The organism is Nocardia camponoti (assembly GCF_014646135.1).
Classification (GTDB): Bacteria; Actinomycetota; Actinomycetes; order Mycobacteriales; family Mycobacteriaceae; genus Nocardia; species Nocardia camponoti.
In genome coordinates, this window is record NZ_BMMW01000001.1 from 546,674 (window position 1) to 564,526 (window position 17,853).

The 17,853-nt window shown below is 65.3% G+C and carries 16 protein-coding genes; 10 read left to right on the plus strand and 6 right to left on the minus strand.

Annotated features, from left to right (window positions below; translation table 11 throughout):
- On the plus strand, positions 1-2,097 hold the full coding sequence (locus IEX78_RS02490) for an MMPL family transporter (protein WP_188827052.1): 2,097 nt from the start codon (positions 1-3) through the stop codon (positions 2,095-2,097).
- On the opposite strand, the gene IEX78_RS02495 is transcribed toward IEX78_RS02490, so the two are convergent.
- The 4 genes from IEX78_RS02495 to IEX78_RS02510 form a co-directional block, all read right to left on the minus strand.
- Positions 2,094-2,933, minus strand: coding sequence for a heme ABC transporter ATP-binding protein (locus tag IEX78_RS02495; protein ID WP_188827053.1), 840 nt, complete (start codon positions 2,931-2,933; stop codon positions 2,094-2,096). The genes IEX78_RS02490 and IEX78_RS02495 overlap by 4 nt on opposite strands.
- 103 nt (positions 2,934-3,036) lie before the next feature.
- Complete coding sequence (locus IEX78_RS02500; protein WP_188827054.1) at positions 3,037-4,110, minus strand: FecCD family ABC transporter permease; 1,074 nt, start codon at positions 4,108-4,110, stop codon at positions 3,037-3,039.
- Positions 4,111-4,255: 145 nt separating this feature from the next.
- A complete protein-coding gene (locus IEX78_RS02505) occupies positions 4,256-5,275 on the minus strand; it encodes a heme/hemin ABC transporter substrate-binding protein (protein WP_188827055.1) in 1,020 nt (339 codons plus the stop codon).
- A 17-nt stretch (positions 5,276-5,292) separates the two neighbouring features.
- A complete protein-coding gene (locus IEX78_RS02510; protein WP_188827056.1) occupies positions 5,293-6,270 on the minus strand; it encodes an aldo/keto reductase in 978 nt (325 codons plus the stop codon).
- Positions 6,271-6,466: 196 nt separating this feature from the next.
- Here IEX78_RS02510 and IEX78_RS02515 point away from each other — a divergent pair, with 196 nt between their 5' ends.
- From IEX78_RS02515 to IEX78_RS02555, 9 genes are all read left to right on the plus strand, one after another.
- On the plus strand, positions 6,467-7,396 hold the full coding sequence (locus tag IEX78_RS02515) for an undecaprenyl-diphosphate phosphatase (RefSeq protein ID WP_373291533.1): 930 nt from the start codon (positions 6,467-6,469) through the stop codon (positions 7,394-7,396).
- A 32-nt stretch (positions 7,397-7,428) separates the two neighbouring features.
- A complete protein-coding gene (locus tag IEX78_RS02520; RefSeq protein WP_188827058.1) occupies positions 7,429-8,151 on the plus strand; it encodes a histidine phosphatase family protein in 723 nt (240 codons plus the stop codon).
- Positions 8,152-8,206: 55 nt separating this feature from the next.
- Positions 8,207-8,794, plus strand: a complete 588-nt coding sequence (locus IEX78_RS02525; RefSeq protein WP_188827059.1) for a DUF3090 domain-containing protein — start codon at positions 8,207-8,209, stop codon at positions 8,792-8,794.
- Entirely contained in the window at positions 8,791-9,588 is a 798-nt protein-coding gene (locus IEX78_RS02530; RefSeq protein ID WP_188827060.1) for an SCO1664 family protein, read from the plus strand. The genes IEX78_RS02525 and IEX78_RS02530 overlap by 4 nt, the downstream gene beginning before the upstream one ends.
- 149 nt (positions 9,589-9,737) lie before the next feature.
- Positions 9,738-10,988 (plus strand): cysteine--1-D-myo-inosityl 2-amino-2-deoxy-alpha-D-glucopyranoside ligase, encoded by a 1,251-nt coding sequence (gene mshC, locus IEX78_RS02535; protein ID WP_188827061.1) that lies wholly within the window; start codon positions 9,738-9,740, stop codon positions 10,986-10,988.
- Between the two features lie 291 nt (positions 10,989-11,279).
- Positions 11,280-13,337 carry a heavy metal translocating P-type ATPase gene (locus IEX78_RS02540; RefSeq protein ID WP_188827062.1) on the plus strand — a complete coding sequence of 686 codons (2,058 nt, stop codon included), beginning with the start codon at positions 11,280-11,282 and terminating at the stop codon, positions 13,335-13,337.
- A gap of 61 nt (positions 13,338-13,398) precedes the next feature.
- Complete coding sequence (locus IEX78_RS02545) at positions 13,399-14,220, plus strand: universal stress protein (RefSeq protein ID WP_188827063.1); 822 nt, start codon at positions 13,399-13,401, stop codon at positions 14,218-14,220.
- Positions 14,221-14,299: 79 nt separating this feature from the next.
- Positions 14,300-15,718, plus strand: a complete 1,419-nt coding sequence (locus tag IEX78_RS02550) for a DUF445 domain-containing protein (protein ID WP_188827064.1) — start codon at positions 14,300-14,302, stop codon at positions 15,716-15,718.
- A gap of 1 nt (position 15,719) precedes the next feature.
- The gene (locus IEX78_RS02555; protein ID WP_188827065.1) at positions 15,720-16,577 is read left to right on the plus strand and encodes an Abi-alpha family protein; all 858 of its coding nucleotides are present in this window, start codon (positions 15,720-15,722) and stop codon (positions 16,575-16,577) included.
- On the opposite strand, the gene IEX78_RS02560 is transcribed toward IEX78_RS02555, so the two are convergent.
- Together IEX78_RS02560 and IEX78_RS02565 are read right to left on the minus strand one after the other, a co-directional pair.
- A complete protein-coding gene (locus tag IEX78_RS02560) occupies positions 16,574-17,221 on the minus strand; it encodes an enoyl-CoA hydratase/isomerase family protein (protein ID WP_188827066.1) in 648 nt (215 codons plus the stop codon). The genes IEX78_RS02555 and IEX78_RS02560 overlap by 4 nt on opposite strands.
- Before the next feature lie 24 nt (positions 17,222-17,245).
- Entirely contained in the window at positions 17,246-17,836 is a 591-nt protein-coding gene (locus IEX78_RS02565; protein WP_229683667.1) for a TetR/AcrR family transcriptional regulator, read from the minus strand.
- Positions 17,837-17,853: the final 17 nt, after the last annotated feature.

Here is a 17,853-nt window from a genome sequence, read left to right on the forward strand (position 1 = left end):
ATGGCTGAACCGCGCTCGATGCGGTGGGGCCGGTTCGTTTACCGCCACCGCTTCCTAGTTCTTGCTGTCTGTGTTTTCGCTGTCGCCCTTTCGGGGTGGTTTGGGCGCGACCTCGCTGGTCGCTACACCCAAGAAGGCTGGTTCGACGAGTCGAGCGAGTCGGTTGCCGCCTCACAAATTGCCGACGACATTTTCGGTCGCGACACCGACGGCGACCTCATCGTCATTTACACCGCGCCGCCGGGCAAAACCGTGGACGACCCGGAAGTGCGCGGTCCGGTCACCGCCGCTCTCGCCGATTTGAATCGGCAGTACGGGCAGCACATTCACAAGATCGACAGTTATTGGGACAGCCCGTTTTCCGCCGAGGCCGCCGATAAGACAAAGAGGCACGCCTTCGCGAGTATCGGTCTCGCCGGTGGCGGTGGCACCGCGACGGTGAACAACTATCTCGCGTTGAAGCCGCACCTCGACGCCGGCGTCGACGGTGGTGGTCCAGGCGGGACGACGGTGCAGCTCGCCGGGCTGCAACCTGTTGTCGAAGGCATCAATATCGGGATGCAGCACGACATTCGGCGCGCGGAATTGATCGCGTTGCCGATCGTGGCGATTCTGCTGTACTTCGTTTTCGGTGGGGTGATCGGCGCGCTGTTGCCGGTTCTCATTGGCGCGATGACGGTGCTTGGCACGTCGGGAATTCTGCGCGGGCTGATTACCCACATCGACATCAACGTGTTCGCTAGTGCGGTGATGACATTGGTGAGTCTCGGACTCGCGATCGACTATGGGCTTTTCACGGTGACGCGGTTCCGGGAGGAATTAGCCGCCGGCCACGATGTGGAAACCGCGACCGCGCGCACGGTCGCGACGGCGGGGCGCACGGTGATTTTCTCGGCGGCGATTATCGCGCTGAGCTTGGCCGCCCTGTTCATTTTCCCGAATGGGGTGCTGCGGTCGGTGCCTTACGGTGGTATTTCGGCGGTGATGTTGGCCGCGGTGTTGTCGGTGACGGCGTTGCCTGCCGCACTCAGCATCGTCGGGCGACAGATCGACTGGCTTGGCTGGAAACGGTTCTCCCGCACCAAGACTGAGGAACAGATCGACGCGGCGTTCTTCTCCCGACTGGCGCAATGGGCGATGAAACGGCCGTGGGCGGTGGTGATTCCGATCGTCGCTGGGCTGTTGTTGCTGAGCATCCCGTTGCGGGCGATCGAATTTGGTGGGATTAGCGAGAAATATCTCGCCACTGATAATCCTGCGCGCGTGGCGCAACAGGATTTCGATCGACTTTTCCCGGGCTTCCGCACCGAGCCGCTGAAACTTGTTGTGGTCGGCGCGAATTCGAGTCAGCTGTCCGATATTCGGTATGAGGCGAACCAAATACCGGGGCTCACTGGACGATTCGAGCCCGCTTCGGTGACCAAGGACAATGTGAACGTTCTTGCCGCCGGGTTGACCGATAAACGCGACGCTGACCAGGTGATTAACGCGTTGCGCAGTTTGCCGGAACCGCCGGGCGTGCAGATCATGGTCGCCGGTATTCCCGCGTTGGAACGTGACTCGATTAACGGGCTGATCAACGGGTTGCCGCTGCTGTTGGCGATTTTGGTTATCGCGGCGTTGGCGATGATGATCCTGGCGTTCCGGTCAGTGATTTTGGCGGTGAAAGCTGTTGCGATGAGCGCGCTGAGCCTCGTCTCAACGCTGGGCGTGCTCACGTGGATCTTCGTCCAAGGTCACGGCAGTGAGGTGTTCGCGTTTACGCCGGGGCCGTTGATGTTCGCCGTCGTCGCGTTGATCGTGACGGTGATCTTCGGGTTGTCGACTGACTACGAGGTGTTTTTGCTGTCGCGCATCGCCGAAAAGCGGGCGTCGGGTGCGGATGCGACCGAGTCGATCCGCTACGGCGTAGCCCACACCGGCAGCGTGATCACCTCAGCGGCGGCGATCCTCATCGTCGTCACTGGCGCGTTCGGTTTCTCGGATTTGGTGCTGATGAAATACATCGCCTACGGGATGATCGTCGCGCTACTCATCGACGCGACGGTCATCCGCATGGTTTTGACCCCTGCACTGCTGAAGATCATTTGGCGTTAGCGTTTGTCGCGACCGGGCAGCACTAGTTGTAGGCCGGTTTCGGGGTGGTCGAAGACGTCGACCGGGTGGCGGTAGACGCGGGTCAGGAGGGCGGGCTCGAGGACGTCGCGTGGCGGGCCGTCCGCGACTACGCGGCCGCTGTCCAGCACTGTCACCCGGTCGGCGTACGCGGCCGCGACCCCGAGGTCGTGGACTACGACGACTACCGCGATTCCGGCGGCAGCCCGGTCGACGGCCAATTTCAGCACCTGTTCCTGGTGGCCGAGGTCGAGGGCTGCGGTGGGCTCGTCCAGCAGTAGGGTCGCGGTGTGTTGGGCCAGTACCCGTGCGAGGGCGACGCGGGCGCGTTCGCCGCCGGACAGCGCGGGGAACGGGCGGGCGGCTAGATGGGTGACGTCGGTCGCGGTCATCGCGGTGGTGATGAGCTCGTCGTCTTGGTCGGCGGCGGGGGTGTTTGCCCACGGTGCGCGGCCCATCGCGACTACCTCGCGTGCGGTGAAGGGGAAGCCGACGGAATGGGTTTGGGGGAGCACCGCGCGACGCAAGGCCATGTCGGCGGCCGACCAGCGGGCTAGTGCGCGGTCGTTGAGGGTGACTTCGCCTGCGGTGACGGCTAATTCGCCAGCTAACGCGGCGAGCAGGCTCGACTTGCCCGCGCCGTTCGGACCGACCAGCGCCACCACTTCGCCTGCTGCGACAGTGAAATCGACTTCGCGCAGCACTGTGGATGTGCCGCGTTGCGCGGTGACGCTGGTCGCGCGCAACGTGACGTCGCCGGGCGATGGGGTCGGCGGGATGTCGCGTCGTCGCGACCACAGGCCGGTGAAGGTGCTCATCGCAGTCTCCCGTCCACGGCGTGCGAGGTTCGTCGCGCCGCCGACACCGCGTTCGAGAACGCCGGAGCGCGATGTGGCGTTCTGTGCTGGCCGGACGGTGCGTTCATCCCCATCCTCCCGCCCGCGCGCGCGTTTTGCGGAGCAGCACGAAGAAGATGGGGGCGCCGATCAGCGACGTCAGCATGCCTAGTGGCAGGTCGGCGTTCGGGACCAAGGTGCGGGCGACCACGTCGGCGCCCAACAGCACGACCGCGCCGATGATCGCGCTCAACGGGACGAGCACACGGTGACCTGGGCCGACGAGCATGCGCACCAAATGCGGCACGATCAGCCCGACGAACAGGATGATGCCGCTGAACGCGACGCCGGCGGCGGTGAGGATCGCGACGATGACAATCACGTTGCGGCGCAAGCGTTCCACGTCGACACCGACGTGTCGCGCGGCGGAATCGCCGAGGGCGAGCAGGTCAAGGCGCGGGGCAATCAGGACCGCCGCCGTAATGCCGATCGCCGCGAGTATCGCGACAACGCCAACGGCCTGCCAGGTCGCACCGTTCAAACTGCCTAATTGCCAGAAAACGATTTGATCGCGTGCGGCCGGGGTCGCAACGAAGAGCAGCAGCGCGATGAGTCCGCCCGCGAACGCGTTGATCGCGACGCCAGTCAAAATCAGGGTGACGACCTCGGTGCGGCCCGCCGCCCTGGACAGGAAGTACACGAGCGCGGTGGTGAACAGCCCAGCGAGGAACGCGGCACCAGCGACCGACCAGGCCGCGACAAACACGCCGCCGATGACGATCGCGGTCCCCGCCCCAACCGCCGCGCCCGCTGACACGCCGATAATCCCCGGCTCAGCGAGTGGATTGGCGAAGACGCCCTGCAACAACGCGCCCGCAGTTGCTAGCGCGGCACCGACGAGCATCGCCAGCACGACGCGCGGAAACCGCACCTCCCACAATGTCACCTGACCGGCGGGGTGCGCGGGCAGCGGCCCAACATCGAGCCCGATGCGATGCGCGACGCTGCCAAGGACTTCCACCGCGGTTGTCGGGACCTGACCGAGTACGGCGGAAAGCAACGCCAACGCGATGAGCGCGGCGATCGACACCGCGAACACGAGCGTGACCCTGCGTGTTCGATGGTCGACGGCCGGTTGAGCGACGTCGGGCGCGGTCATGCGCACACCACCGTGAGCGCGTTCGATGAAACAGGCGTCACCCTGCGCGCCCGACGGTCGACCGCAGCCTCAGTGGCGACCGAATAGCGATCAACGCGCGGGACGCGGCGCATCAGTGAAGCGACCTCCAGTGCGGCATCCACTCTCATGCGTTCGGGCCGTACACAGTCGTCGACAGCGCGCTGATCACTCGCCCCGTGTTAGGCCCGAAGCTCAGCAATGCCGCATCCGACATGTCGACGACGCGGTGGTTTTTCCCAGCCGGGGTTTGCGCGATGCCGGGCACCTTCGCCAACCCGTCGACACCACCGACCGATTTCAACCCGTCCGACATCACCAACAGCACGTCCGGTGCTGCGGTGATCATCGCTTCGCTCGTGATCGTCACGAACGGTTCTTTCACCCCGGCTGCCGTGCCAGCGTCGATGCCGCCGATCGCGGTGATCAGCGAGTCCGCGCCAGAACCTGGGCCGGCGATCATGGTGATCGCGGCCGTCCGCAGGTACAGGAACGCGATCTTCGGTTTGGGATCGTGCGGCGGAACCGCGGCCGTAGCAGCGGCGATCTCGGCTTGGGTGCGTTGGCCGAGTTCAGCACCGGCGTTGGGAACGCCGAGGGCGGCGGCGACGGCGTTGATCTGCGGTACGACGCCGTCCATCGTGCGGTTCGGGTCGAAATACACCACCGTCACTCCGGCGGCTTTGAGTTGGTCGCGCACCGCCGGACCCGCGCTTGTCGTGTCGGTCAGGAACACCGACGGCCGCAACGCGAGCACCGCTTCCACGCTCAAACTCCCGTTGCCGCCAGCCACGTTCGGCACATGGGCGACGGCGGGAAACGATGCGGACGTGCTGCGACCCACCAAATTCGCGCCCAAGCCGAGCGCGTAAACGGTTTGGGCGAGCGTGCCGTAACGGTCGACGGCGATGATGCGCGACGAGTCGGTGACGGTGACATCGCCGCCGTCGAAACTCCGCACGGTCGCGGGCAGGACCGGAGTGGGTGACGGCGTCAGCGGGACCGGGTTTGTGTCCGCAAGCACGGCGGTGCGCGGGCCGTTCTCCACGGCAGGAGCTGTCCCACCGTCCACGCCCTGCGCACAACCACCAACGCCGACCGCGACGGTCACCGCGACCAACGCCGTCACCACTCCACGCAACTTCATGCAGGTAAGGCTAGCCATCATTCCGAACGGGCGCTCACATCGTCTAGGGCCGCGGCGATCGCACGCGGCAATTCGAGGGTCTCAGCGGCTAAAACCCCGGTCAACTGACCGATATCGCGGGCACCGACGATCATGCTCGCGATGCCTGGTCGGTCGCGGATCCACGCTAGCGCGACGGCCAGCGGGGAGGTGCCGAGCCCGTCGGCGGCGGTGACGAGGGCGTCAACGACGCGCGACGCGCGGTCATCGTCGAGGCGGCGACGAATTTCGGCGGCCGTCGCCTCATCAGCACCACGCGAATCGGCGGGTACCCCGTCGCGGTACTTGCCGGTCAAGATCCCGCCCGCGAGCGGCGCGGACGCGATGACCCCGACCCCGTGATGACGTGCCGCGGGAATCACGTCATTCTCCACTCCACGCGCGAGCAGCGAATACGGCGATTGTGCCGCGGTAATCGGCGCGGACGCCGCCATGCTCGCCAACTGCCATGCCGAAAACCCGCGCACCCCCGCATATCGGGCGCGACCGGACGAAATGACCGTCTCCAAGGTCGCGAAAACCTCATCCGATGGGGTGAACGGGTCCCACGCGGCAACGCTGAAAATGTCGAGGTGGTCGGTGCCCAACCGCGCCAATGTCGCGTCGAGCTGGGCCAATAACGTGCGACGGGACGCGTCAACGACCGGGCCAACCGCAGCGGGCGCGGGCACCGAATCACCAACGCCACCACCGGGTGCGTGCGTGACGACCCCGGCACATCCGCTCAACACCAATTCGTCTCGTGACACCAGATCGCCAAGTAAGTCGGCCAGAATCTGTTGCGCTGCCCCATCCCCATACGCCGGTGACGTGTCAACAAGCGTGCCGCCGGCCTCGGTGAACGCCGCCAACTGCACCGACGCTTCGTCGGCATCGGTATGGGTGCCCCACGTGTGCGTCGCCAACCCAATGCGCGACACCCGCAACCCGCTTCGCCCCACCGTCCGCTGTTCCATCACCGCACCCGCGATTTCGTCACGCCGCCCACCCTAACGGGCAACATCCCCGCGACCTTGGCGGCGACTCGCGGTCAGCGCGCCACCTCACAGCTTCGCGGGGTAGGGTCGCTGCCGTTATCGGCGAATACCCGCCCCAGCGAGGCGTTCTCGCGTGGCGGACCAGTGAGCAGGAGGATCTCCGGTGGGCGAGTCAATGACCTGGATTCAGGCATTAGTACTCGGACTCGTGCAAGGACTCACCGAGTTCCTGCCCGTCTCCTCCTCAGCGCACCTGCGCATCGTTTCCGGCGTGTTCTTCGGCGACGACGCCGGCGCGTCCTTCACTGCCGTCACCCAACTCGGCACCGAACTCGCGGTTCTGATCTACTTCGCCAAAGACATCGCGCGCATCGTTGTCGCGTGGTTCACCACCATCGGATTGCGGTGGCAGGCCCGCTCCCAAGCCGCGGTCGCTGTCGCGGACCGGGTCACCACCAAACTGCCGGTGATGGACCGATCGGTCCGTGAGCAGTACGAACGCGACGAGCAACGCGAACTCGATTACCGCATTGGCTGGTATGTCATCCTCGCGACCATCCCGATCGGCGTGCTCGGCTACCTGTTCAAAGACGAGATCCGCACCGGGGCGCGCAACCTGTGGCTGATCTCGTTCAACCTGATCTTCTTCGCCCTCATCATCGCCGCCGGTGAGTACTACGGCCGCAAAAACCGCACCTTCGACCAAATCACCACCCGCGACGGCATCATCATGGGCTTCGCGCAGTGCTTGGCGCTGATTCCCGGCGTTTCCCGCTCGGGTGCGACATCGACGGCTGGCCTTTTCCTCGGCCTCGACCGGGAAGCCGCCTACCGGTTCTCGTTCCTGCTCGCCATCCCCGCCGTCACCGCGTCGGGCCTGTTCAGCCTGCCTGACGCGTTCGCGCCCGCAGGCGAAGGACTCAACGCGAGCGGCGCTCAACTCATCGTCGCGACCCTGGTTTCCTTCATCGTCGGGTACGCGTCGGTGGCGTGGCTGCTCAAGTTCGTCAGCGGCCACTCCCAGTACTGGTTCGTCGGTTACCGCGTCATCCTCGGCCTGGTGATGATGGGGCTGCTCGCCGCGGGCGTCGTCTCGGCGACCTGAGCGGAACCGCCCAACATGGCTAGGCTGGAACAATGACGGTGATCCTGCTGCGCCACGGTGTGTCGACATCCAACACCGCTGGCACCCTCGCAGGTCGCAGCCCGGGCGTCGAACTCACCGAACGCGGCATCGAACAAGCCGCCGCCGTCGCCGAACGCCTCGCGACCCTGCCCATCGAACACATCGCGACCTCACCGCTGCTGCGTTGCCAACGCACCGTCGCCCCGCTCGCCGACAAACTCGGGATCGAACCAACCCCCGACGAACGGCTCATCGAAGTCGATTACGGCACGTGGACGGGCCGTCCCATCAAGGAACTCGTCAGCGAACCGCTGTGGAAAACCGTCCAAGCACACGCGTCGGGGGCGGTTTTCCCCAACGGCGAAGGGCTCGCCGCGGTGTCGCATCGCGCGATCAACGCCATCCGCGACATCGACAAAAACCTGCGCGACAATGCGGACGGACGTGATGTCCTCTGGGTTGGATGCGCCCACGGTGACATCATCAAAGCCATCCTCGCCGACGCCCTCGGCCTCCATCTCGACGCTTTTCAACGCATCGCCGTCGAACCCGCATCGGTCAGCGTCGTCCGATACGGCCCACACGGGCCGCAAGTGTGGAAGTTCAACGACACCGGCACCGACCTGTCCGCCCTCGCCGCGAGCCCTAAAACAGCACACGCGACACCCGGTGGGGAAGTGCCAACGACCGCGGCAACCGATAATGGGAATGCGACCGACCGCGATTCCGCTTAGCAGACAGTGATCTTCGCGCATAGTGGCGAAGGTCCGTCAGTACCAGGAGGTGCAGGTGTCACGCGCAATCCATGTTTTTCGCACCCCCGATCGATTCGTCGCGGGCACCGTCGGCGAACCCGGCGACCGCTCGTTCTACCTGCAAGCCGTGCAGGAACCGCGCGTCGTGAGCGTGCTGTTGGAAAAGCAGCAGGTCAAAGTGCTCGCCGATCGGATGGGGTTGTTGCTCGACGAAGTCGCGCGACGATTCGGCGCGTCGGTCCCACCCGAGGGCGAAGACGTGCGTGATGTCGCGCCGCTCGTCACCCCGATTGACACCGAATTTCGGGTCGGCACGATGGGCCTCGGCTGGGACGCCGACGCGGGCGCTGTCGTTGTCGAACTGCTCGCCATCACCGAAACCGAAGTCGACGAATCGGTCGTGCTCGACGACACCGACGAAGGCCCCGACGCGGTCCGGGTGTTCCTCACCCCGATTCAGGCGCGCGAATTCGCGTTGCGGTCCGCACGTGTGATCGCGGCAGGTCGACCACCGTGCCCGCTGTGCGGGGAACCGCTGTCGGCGCGCGGACACATGTGCGTGCGCACCAACGGCTACAAACGTGGCGAGATTTTCGGGGCGGCAGAACTGGACGAGGAATGAGCGCCTTTTCCGAAGGCGACCTCGGCGTGCTTGGGCGCGTCGGGGTCGCGTCGAACCTCACCCTCGTCTGCGAAATCGACGCGCCCAACCCCGACGGCACGCCGTTGCGGGTGGTCTACAAGCCGGTGCAGGGGGAGCGACCGCTGTGGGACTTCCCCGACGGCACGCTCGCGGGCCGAGAAGTTGCCTCCTACTTGATCTCTCAACATCTTGGCTGGGGTGTGATCCCGGAAACGATTCTGCGCGACGGGCCCTACGGGGTCGGGATGGTGCAGCGGTGGGTGTCGTCGGTCGACAACCACGCTGAGCTACGACACCGGCGCGACCTTGTCGACCTGTGCACGCCCGGCGATGTCCCCGAAGGATTTTGCGAAGTGCTGCGCGCCTACGACGGCGAAGGCAACGAGGTCAGCCTCATCCACGCCGACGACCCACGCCTGCAACGCATGGCGGTACTCGACGTGTTGCTCAACAACGCCGACCGCAAAGGCGGTCACGCGCTCGAAGGGGTCGACGGGCAGGTCTACGGTGTCGACCACGGCATCTGCCTCCACAGCGAACCCAAACTGCGGACTGTGCTGTGGGGGTGGGCTGGTACGCCCGTGCATGAATCGTTGATCGACGACATCACCACCTTCGCTACGAATTTGGCTGGGCCCGTTGCCGATTCGCTGGCGCCGCACATCACCGACGCCGAAATCGACGCCCTGTCCGCACGCACCCAAGCGTTGCTCGCCGACCCGGTGATGCCGCTGCCCGATTCCGAACGACCCATTCCCTGGCCCGCGTTCTAAACAGGCAACAACCGGGCAGAACCAAACCCTTGACCACCGCGGCCGACCACGTTTGTGTGCAGGTAGCGGGCGCGTCACATCGATGCGCAACGCTCGCAGTGTTGGGCCGCGAACATCGTCACCGCACACGCCAACTACCCTTGACCACCATGCAGTCCTGGTCCGATATCACCGTCCCCACCGTGCCCGGAGCAGGACCGCCGTTGCGGTTGTATGACACCGCTGACCGTCAGATCCGCCCGGTGACCGTCGGCGACACCGCGAAAATGTATGTCTGCGGCATCACCCCCTATGACGCGACCCACCTCGGCCACGCCGCGACCTACCTGACCTTCGACCTGGTCAACCGACTGTGGCGCGACGCTGGCCACGACGTGCATTACGTGCAAAACGTCACCGACGTCGACGACCCGTTGTTCGAACGCGCCGACCGCGACGGCATCGACTGGCGCGACCTCGGCACCCGCGAAATCAACCTGTTCCGTGAAGACATGACCGAACTGCGCGTCGTGCCGCCCCGCGACTACATCGGCGCGATCGAATCCGTCGACGAAGTCGTTGAACTGGTCGACAAACTGCTCACCCTCGGCGCCGCCTACACCGTCGACGACGCGCAGTACCCCGACATCTACTTCCGCACCGACGCCACCGCGGCCTTCGGGTATGAATCCGGTTACGACCGCGACACCATGGCCGCCCTGTTCGCCGAACGTGGTGGCGACCCCGATCGGCCAGGCAAAGTCGACCCGCTCGACGCGCTGCTGTGGCGGGCCGCGCGTCCTGGCGAACCGTCGTGGCCCGCACCGTTCGGTGCTGGTCGGCCCGGCTGGCACATCGAGTGTGCGGCGATCGCGCTCAACCGCATCGGCACCGAATTCGACGTCCAAGGTGGCGGCTCGGACCTGATGTACCCGCACCACGAATACTCCGCCGCCCACGCCGAAGCGATTACCGGCGCACGCCGGTTCGCCCGGCATTACGTCCACGCTGGCCTGATCGGGCTTGATGGCGAGAAAATGTCGAAGTCGCGCGGCAACCTGGTTTTGGTGTCGAAGCTGCGTCACGCGGGTGTCGACCCGGCCGCGATCCGCCTCGGCCTTTTCGCCGGGCATTACCGCGCCGACCGGATGTGGACCGACGAAGTCCTCACCGCCGCCCAGACCCGCCTCGCCCGCTGGCGTGAGGCGATCGCGTTGCCGACGGGCCCGTCAGCTGAGGCGACCGTCTCGCGGGTCCGCCAACATTTGGCCGACGACCTCGACACCCCCAAGGCGCTCGACGCGCTCGACAACTGGGCAACCCAGGCACTCAACTACGGCGGCACCGACCCGGCCGCCCCCGCCTTGATCGGCACCACGATCGACGCCCTCCTCGGCATCCCGGCACACCCCGCGCCCTAGTCGCCGCACCTGACGCGAATTCTGTCGGCAAACAGCAGGGCGACCTCTACACCGGAGGCTCGGCGCTCCCGAATCGCGGTTCATGACGCGCAGCGGACGAATTCTGGCCGCTGCGAACCAGGTCGGCGTGATCATGCGGCACGCGTGCGGACGTGAGACCCCCGCACTGTCGATGACACGCACGTGTCGAAGCGTCGCTGTGATCTGCGCGCGGTAGCGTCGCGCGCAGGTGTGGCGCTCGCCGCAGGTCGCGCGCGAGAACCGCGATGACTGGGCGAAGGGGCCGCGGGCATGCATTCGACCGACACGCACTCCGACAACAACGCCAGCGCCGATCACGGTGCCCATGACCACATGCACATGAGCACCGACGACATGGCTCGCAACATGCGCAACCGGTTCCTCGTCGCCCTCGTTTTCTCGTCGCTGGTGATGCTGTGGTCACCGCTGGCGACCAACACCTTCCACCTGCACCTTGGTGTCCCGTTTGGGCTGCGGCCTGACGTGTGGATGCTCATTTTGAGTTTGCCGGTGATCTGCTACTCGTCAACGGTGTTCTTCACCGGCGCGATCGCCGCACTGAAACGCCACACCCTCGACATGATGGTGCTCGTCACCGTCGGTATCGGCACCGGCTGGCTGTACTCGCTTTACATCACCCTGACCGGCGGGCACGGCGAAGTGTTCTACGAAGCGTCAACCATGTTGGCGACGTTCGTGCTGCTCGGGCACTGGTTCGAGATGCGGGCGCGGGGCAGTGCGAGCAACGCCGTGACGTCACTGTTGAAGCTGTCGCCACCGCACGCGGTCCTCGTCCACGCTGACGGCACCACCGCCGAAGTCCCCACCGACCAGCTCAAAGTCGGCGACATCGTGCTCGTCCGCCCGGGCGCGAAAATCCCCGTCGACGGCGTTGTCATCGCGGGCACCAGTGACGTTGACGAGTCGATGGTGACCGGCGAATCGGTGCCCGTCACCAAACACCCCGGCAGCCACGTCATCGGCGCGACCCTCAACACCACCGGCGCGCTGCGCGTGAAAGCGACCAAGGTTGGTTCGCAAACCACGCTCGCCCAGATCGTGAAACTCGTTCGCGCCGCCCAAGCGTCGAAAGCACCTGGTCAACGCCTCGCCGACCGTGCCGCGTTCTGGCTGACGTTGGTCGCGCTCGTCGGCAGCGTCAGCACGCTGATCGTGTGGTTGCTGCTTGGCGCGTCGACGAGTCGCGCGATTCTGTATGCGATCAGCGTTGTCGTCGTCACCTGCCCCGACGCACTCGGCCTCGCGACACCGACGGCGATCATGGTCGGCACCAGCCTCGGCGCGAAACGCGGTGTGCTGTTCAAAAACGCGACCGCGCTGGAAACCGCCGCGCACATCGACACCGTCGTCATGGACAAAACCGGCACCCTCACCGAAGGCAAACCGGCCGTCACCGACATTTCGGTCGTCAAGGGCGCGGATAAGGACACCGTCGTCGCGCTCGCCGCCGCGCTGGAAACCGAATCAGAACAGCCCCTCGCCAAAGCGATCGTCGCCTACGCCCACCAACAACACCTCAAGCTGTGCAATGCGACCGCTTTCGCGGGCGAACCAGGCCGGGGCGTGCGCGGCCAGGTCGACGGCAAATCGGTGCTCGTCGGCAACGACCTGCTGCTGCGCCAACATCACATCGACTACCACGACCTCGCCGCCACCCGCGACCACCTGGCCAAGGCCGGACACTCGACCGTCTTCGTCGCCGTCGACGGCAAAGCGCTCGCCGTGATCGCCCTCGCCGACGCCCCACGCCCCACCTCGAAAGCCACCGTCACCGCACTCCACGAGATGGGCATGCAGGTCGTGATGCTCACCGGCGACAACGAAGGCACCGCCGACCGTGTCGCCAAAGACCTTGGCATCGACGAAGTCTTCGCCCAAGTCCTGCCCGGCGACAAAGCTCATCGCATCGCCGAACTGCAAAAACGCGGCCGCAAAGTCGCGATGGTCGGCGACGGCGTGAACGACGCGCCCGCCCTCGCCCAAGCCGACCTTGGCATCGCAATTGGCGCGGGCACCGACGTCGCGATCGAAACCGCCGACGTCGTCCTCATGCGTTCGGATCCGTGGGGCGTGCCGACCGCGCTGCGGATCGGGCACGGCACCGTCCGCAAGGAACACCAAAACCTCGCCTGGGCCGTCGGCTACAACGGGCTCGCGCTCCCCGTCGCCGCCGGCGTGCTGACGCCGTGGGGGATTGTGATGCGACCCGAGGTCGCGGCGATGCTGATGTCAGGGTCGTCGGTGATTGTCGCGCTCAACGCGCTCGCGCTCAAACGCCTTCCGCTACCAGAACCGCCGAAAACATAAGCGGTTTGCTGGAAATGCGCCCGCCTATACTGTGACCACCACGGCCAGCTCACGTCCGCCCATGATCGGAGCGCGTCGCATGCGGCATTACCAGGCCATTCTGATCGGCACCGATGGGTCACCCGCCGCCGAATCCGCTGTCGTTGTCGGCGGCGACATCGCTTCCCGCCTGAACCTGCCGATCACCGTGCTCACCGCCTACAAAGAGGGCACCTTCCTGCCGGGCACCGACGACCAATGGGCCTTGAGCGTCGGCGATTCGGCGGTCGCGGTCCTGGCGGAACGCGGTGTCGAGACGCCCATCACCCGTATCGCCGAAGCGGGCAACGCCGCGACCGCCCTACTCGCGGCCGCCGAAGCTACCCCCGACACGCTGCTGGTCGTCGGCGGCGAGGGCCTCGCCTCATCGAAAGCGCGCCTGACCGCGTCGACCGCGAACCAAATCTCGCATCACAGCCTCGGCGACGTCGTCTTCACCCGCAAAGTCCCCAAACGCTGGACCACCATCGGCCTGGCCACCGACGGTTCGGAAAGCTCGATGATCGCGGTACGGCACGGCTACGACCTCGCCGTGGCGCTCGGGGTGAAACCGTTCCTCGTGATCGCCGCGAAAACCGTTGACGACGGCGCGAACACCCTCATCGACGTCGAAGGCCACCTCAACGTCACCGACCCTGACCTGTTCGGCCACGACGTCATCACCGGTGTCCCCGCCGCCGAAGCGCTGTGCAACGCGGCATGGAAATACGACCTCGTCGTCATCGGCAACCGTGGCATGAGCGGCCCAGCGCGGCTGCTCGGTTCGGTCGCCAACAAGGTCACCCACGACATCGAAACCAACCTGCTGCTCGTCAACACCACCCACACAGCCGACGAGACCTAAGGTTGCCCGAATTTAACCAAACCTCACATATCATCGAATCCACGCGCGATATTCGGAAACACGACGGAGTGGACGCCGAATGAATGCTGGAATCGAGGCGGCCGGCTTCTTCGGCCGAGTGGATTGGGAGCACACAACCGGGCTAAGCAAGTTTTGGGTCGACATGATCTCGATCCCTATCTTCTCCGCGTTGGCTGGGCTGCTCACCAACTACACCGGCGTCATCATGCTGTTCGCACCCGTGCGCTTCACCGGCTTCTACGTGCCAGGCTTGAAGACCATTTTCCCGTTTCTGCCGCGCAAAGTGCAGATCCTGCCCACGTTCGCCCCCGGCGGCATGCTCGGTTTCCAAGGATTCATCCCGGCCCGTTCGGAAAAGATGGCAAGCCTGATGGTCGACAACGCCGTCGCGAAAATCGGCACCGCCAAAGACTTCTTCGACCAAATGGACCCCCGCAAAATCTCAGCGCAAGTCGCCCGCGTCGCGTTGCCGAACGTGCGGGCGATGGTCGATTCGATCATGACCAAAGAACACCCCCAGCTGTGGGCGGATATGCCGCCACGCGCACGCGAGGTCATCTATTCGCGCGTCGAAGCCGAATTGCCCGCGATCACCGACCGCGCGTTCGACTTCATCGGCGCCAACATCGACCAACTCCTCGATGTGAAACTGATGGTCGTCGGATATTTGCGACGTCGCCCTGAGCTGCTCAAAGACGTCATTTACGGGCTCGGCGCGCCCGAATTGCGGTTCATGACCCGCAGCGGACTCCTCGGTTTCCCGTTCGGCGTGATCGTCGCGCTGTGGCTGTCGCTGCTCTGGTACACCCGCCCCCACGACGGGCGCGAAGCCAACATCACGCTGCCGTCCTGGCTCGACGCCGTTATCCATTTCGTACCCGCGTGGTTGTGGGTGCTCATCGGCGGCGCGGTGGTCGGGGTGCTCGTCAATATCATCGCCATCAAAGTGGTTTTCGAACCCGCGACGCCGGGTCCGCGCTGGAAATACCCGTGGGGCGTCGCGAAATTCGCCAAACGCCAACACCAAGCCGCGGCCGACCTCGGCCACGCCATCGGCTACCAAATCGTCACCCTCGACGTCGTCACCGAACAATTACTCGAAGGTCCATCCGGCGACAAAACTCGCGCGGTGATCGCCCACTTCCTCAAAGTCGAAATCGACCGCATCCTCGGCCCGATGCGGTCGGTCACCCGACTTGCCGTGGGCCCACGCCGTTTCGACGCCATTCAAGCGACAGCGGGCGCGAGTTTGGCGACGGAAATGAAACCGTGGCTCGTCGACGACGTCGCGTTCTCCCAATCCACCGCCGCCAGCGTCGACCGGCTCGCCACCGAAAAACTCCGCGAACTGCCACCGGGCGAATTCGTCGAAATGCTCTACACCTCCATCGAACAAGACGCGTGGCTGCTGTATCTGCACGGCGGTGTGCTCGGTGCGGCGATCGGTGCCCTTCACCTCGTGATCTTTGGGGTGTGAGATGCCAACCGACCAGCCTGACGACATCACCCCGGTCCGCCGCACCGCCGAATCGGTCACCCCAACCGACCTGGTAGGGCTCGCCCGCGTCGCCGGCCTTTCGCTGCGCCAAATCGCGACGGGCCTCACGCGCGGCGCGTTCCACACCGCAACCGACCTCATCGACGACGTCCGTTCCGGCGACCCACTGTCGACCATCATCGACACCCGCGTCGACAGCTTGCGCCGCACCGCACTGTCGGTGCTCGGCCTCACCTCAACCCCGACGGGCATGTACGGCCCAACCCACCCGCACGACATCGTCGCCGACGACCTGCGCCACATCGGCGGCGCGATGATCACCGAAGGCTGGGACAGCGCCCAACAACCGTCCAACCTGCACCCGTCGTTCGTGCCGATCCTGCATGACCTCACCCCCGACGAAGCCCGCATCCTCCGATTCCTCGCCGTCGCTGGCCCGCAACCAGCCATCGACATTCGCACGAAAACCCCGTTCGGCATCGGTTCGCAACGCATCGCCGACGGCATCACGATGATCGCGAACATGGCAGGCTGCGCGATGCCCGACCGCGACCACCACTACCTCGGCAACCTCAATCGCCTTGGGCTAGTACGGTTTTCGACCGAACCCGTCGCTGATTTCCGCCGTTACGCGTTCCTCGAAGCCCAACCAGCGGCCCAAACCGCTTACAAATCGGTGAAAATGCACGCGATCAGCCACTACCGCAGCATCTACCTGTCGGTGTTCGGCACCCAGTTCTGTGAAGCGTGTTTCGACCTCACCGACTACACCGGCGGTGGTTGGGCATCCGACGACCGAGGCGACATTTACCTGGGCAAGGGCCCCCGGCTGCCCTAACCTTTCAGCGCCGCGATCACATCGGCATACATCACCGATTTGATCGCCGTCATCGTCGCCGGATCCTTGCGCTTGCGTTCGGCGAGGAAACCAGCGGTGAACGGGATCAGATCGTGCGCCTTAGCTGTCGCGTCGATGACGTCGTACTCGATCGCGCGGTCGGCGTTGAGCTGCGACGCCATCACCATCATCCACGTCGCCGCCTTCGGGGTGACCTTGGCTTGAATCAGCGCCGCCATCGCATTAGTGAAGGGCACCTTGGTGTCGGCTTCGGTGAAACCAATACGGCCGTGGTTGTCCATCACCCGCAGATCAGCGGCGAGCGCGAGTAGTGCCCCCGCACCGGTCGCGCGTCCGTTGATCGCCGCCAGCGTCGGCATCGACAACGTCAACACCCGACCCAACAGGGTGTGCACCGACTGCACGTAACTGGCAGCGCGATCCCGGTTGACGTTGAGCCACTCCACATCAAGCCCAGCCGAGAAGTAGTTGCCCGACCCGGTGATGATCAGCGCGCGGTCGTTGCGCTCGACCGCTTCGCTGAGGTGCTCGTGGACGTCGATGATGAAGTCATGGGAGAAAACGTTGCGCCCGTCGCCCAGATCGAGCACCCCAACATCGCCGTACGAACGCAAACTAGGCACGAACCGGTCCTTTCCACCACATGGTCAGCGGCGACCATTCGCCACAATCGCCTCAACCGCGACCCGCAGCTGGGTGCGCGCGGCCGCGTCGTCGGTCCGCGCCAACACGATCGTCGCGGGCAAACCGACCAGACATAGTGTGACGGTGGCGATCGCGTACCGGTCGGCCCGCCCCCACAACGCCCGCGCCACCGACGCGACCAACCGCGACCACGCCCGCATCGCCCGCGCGACAGCCGCGGCGACGTCGACGGGCAGCGGCGCACTCAACTCAGCAAGCTCGGTGACACCGACGGCGGCCAGAAACCGCGCGCTGTCGGGAAAACGCTCGCCGAGAACCACAATCGCTAACGCACCATCGGCGACATGCGCACCGGTGGCGACGGTGCGCGCGACCGGTTCCGCCGCGATCGTCACGTACCGTTCCATCGCCCGTAACCAGGTGTGCGCCAACAGCTCCGCGCGGGATTCGAAACTGTGATAGAGCGCCCCGTTCGACGCGCCAGCTTCGGTCGCGACCGCCCGCATCGTGACCGTGGCGACCCCGTCGCGGGCGGCGAGCCGTTCGGTCGCGTCGAGCATGGTCTCGATGTCGTGGATTCTGGGCCGAGCCATGAACAATACTTTACAGA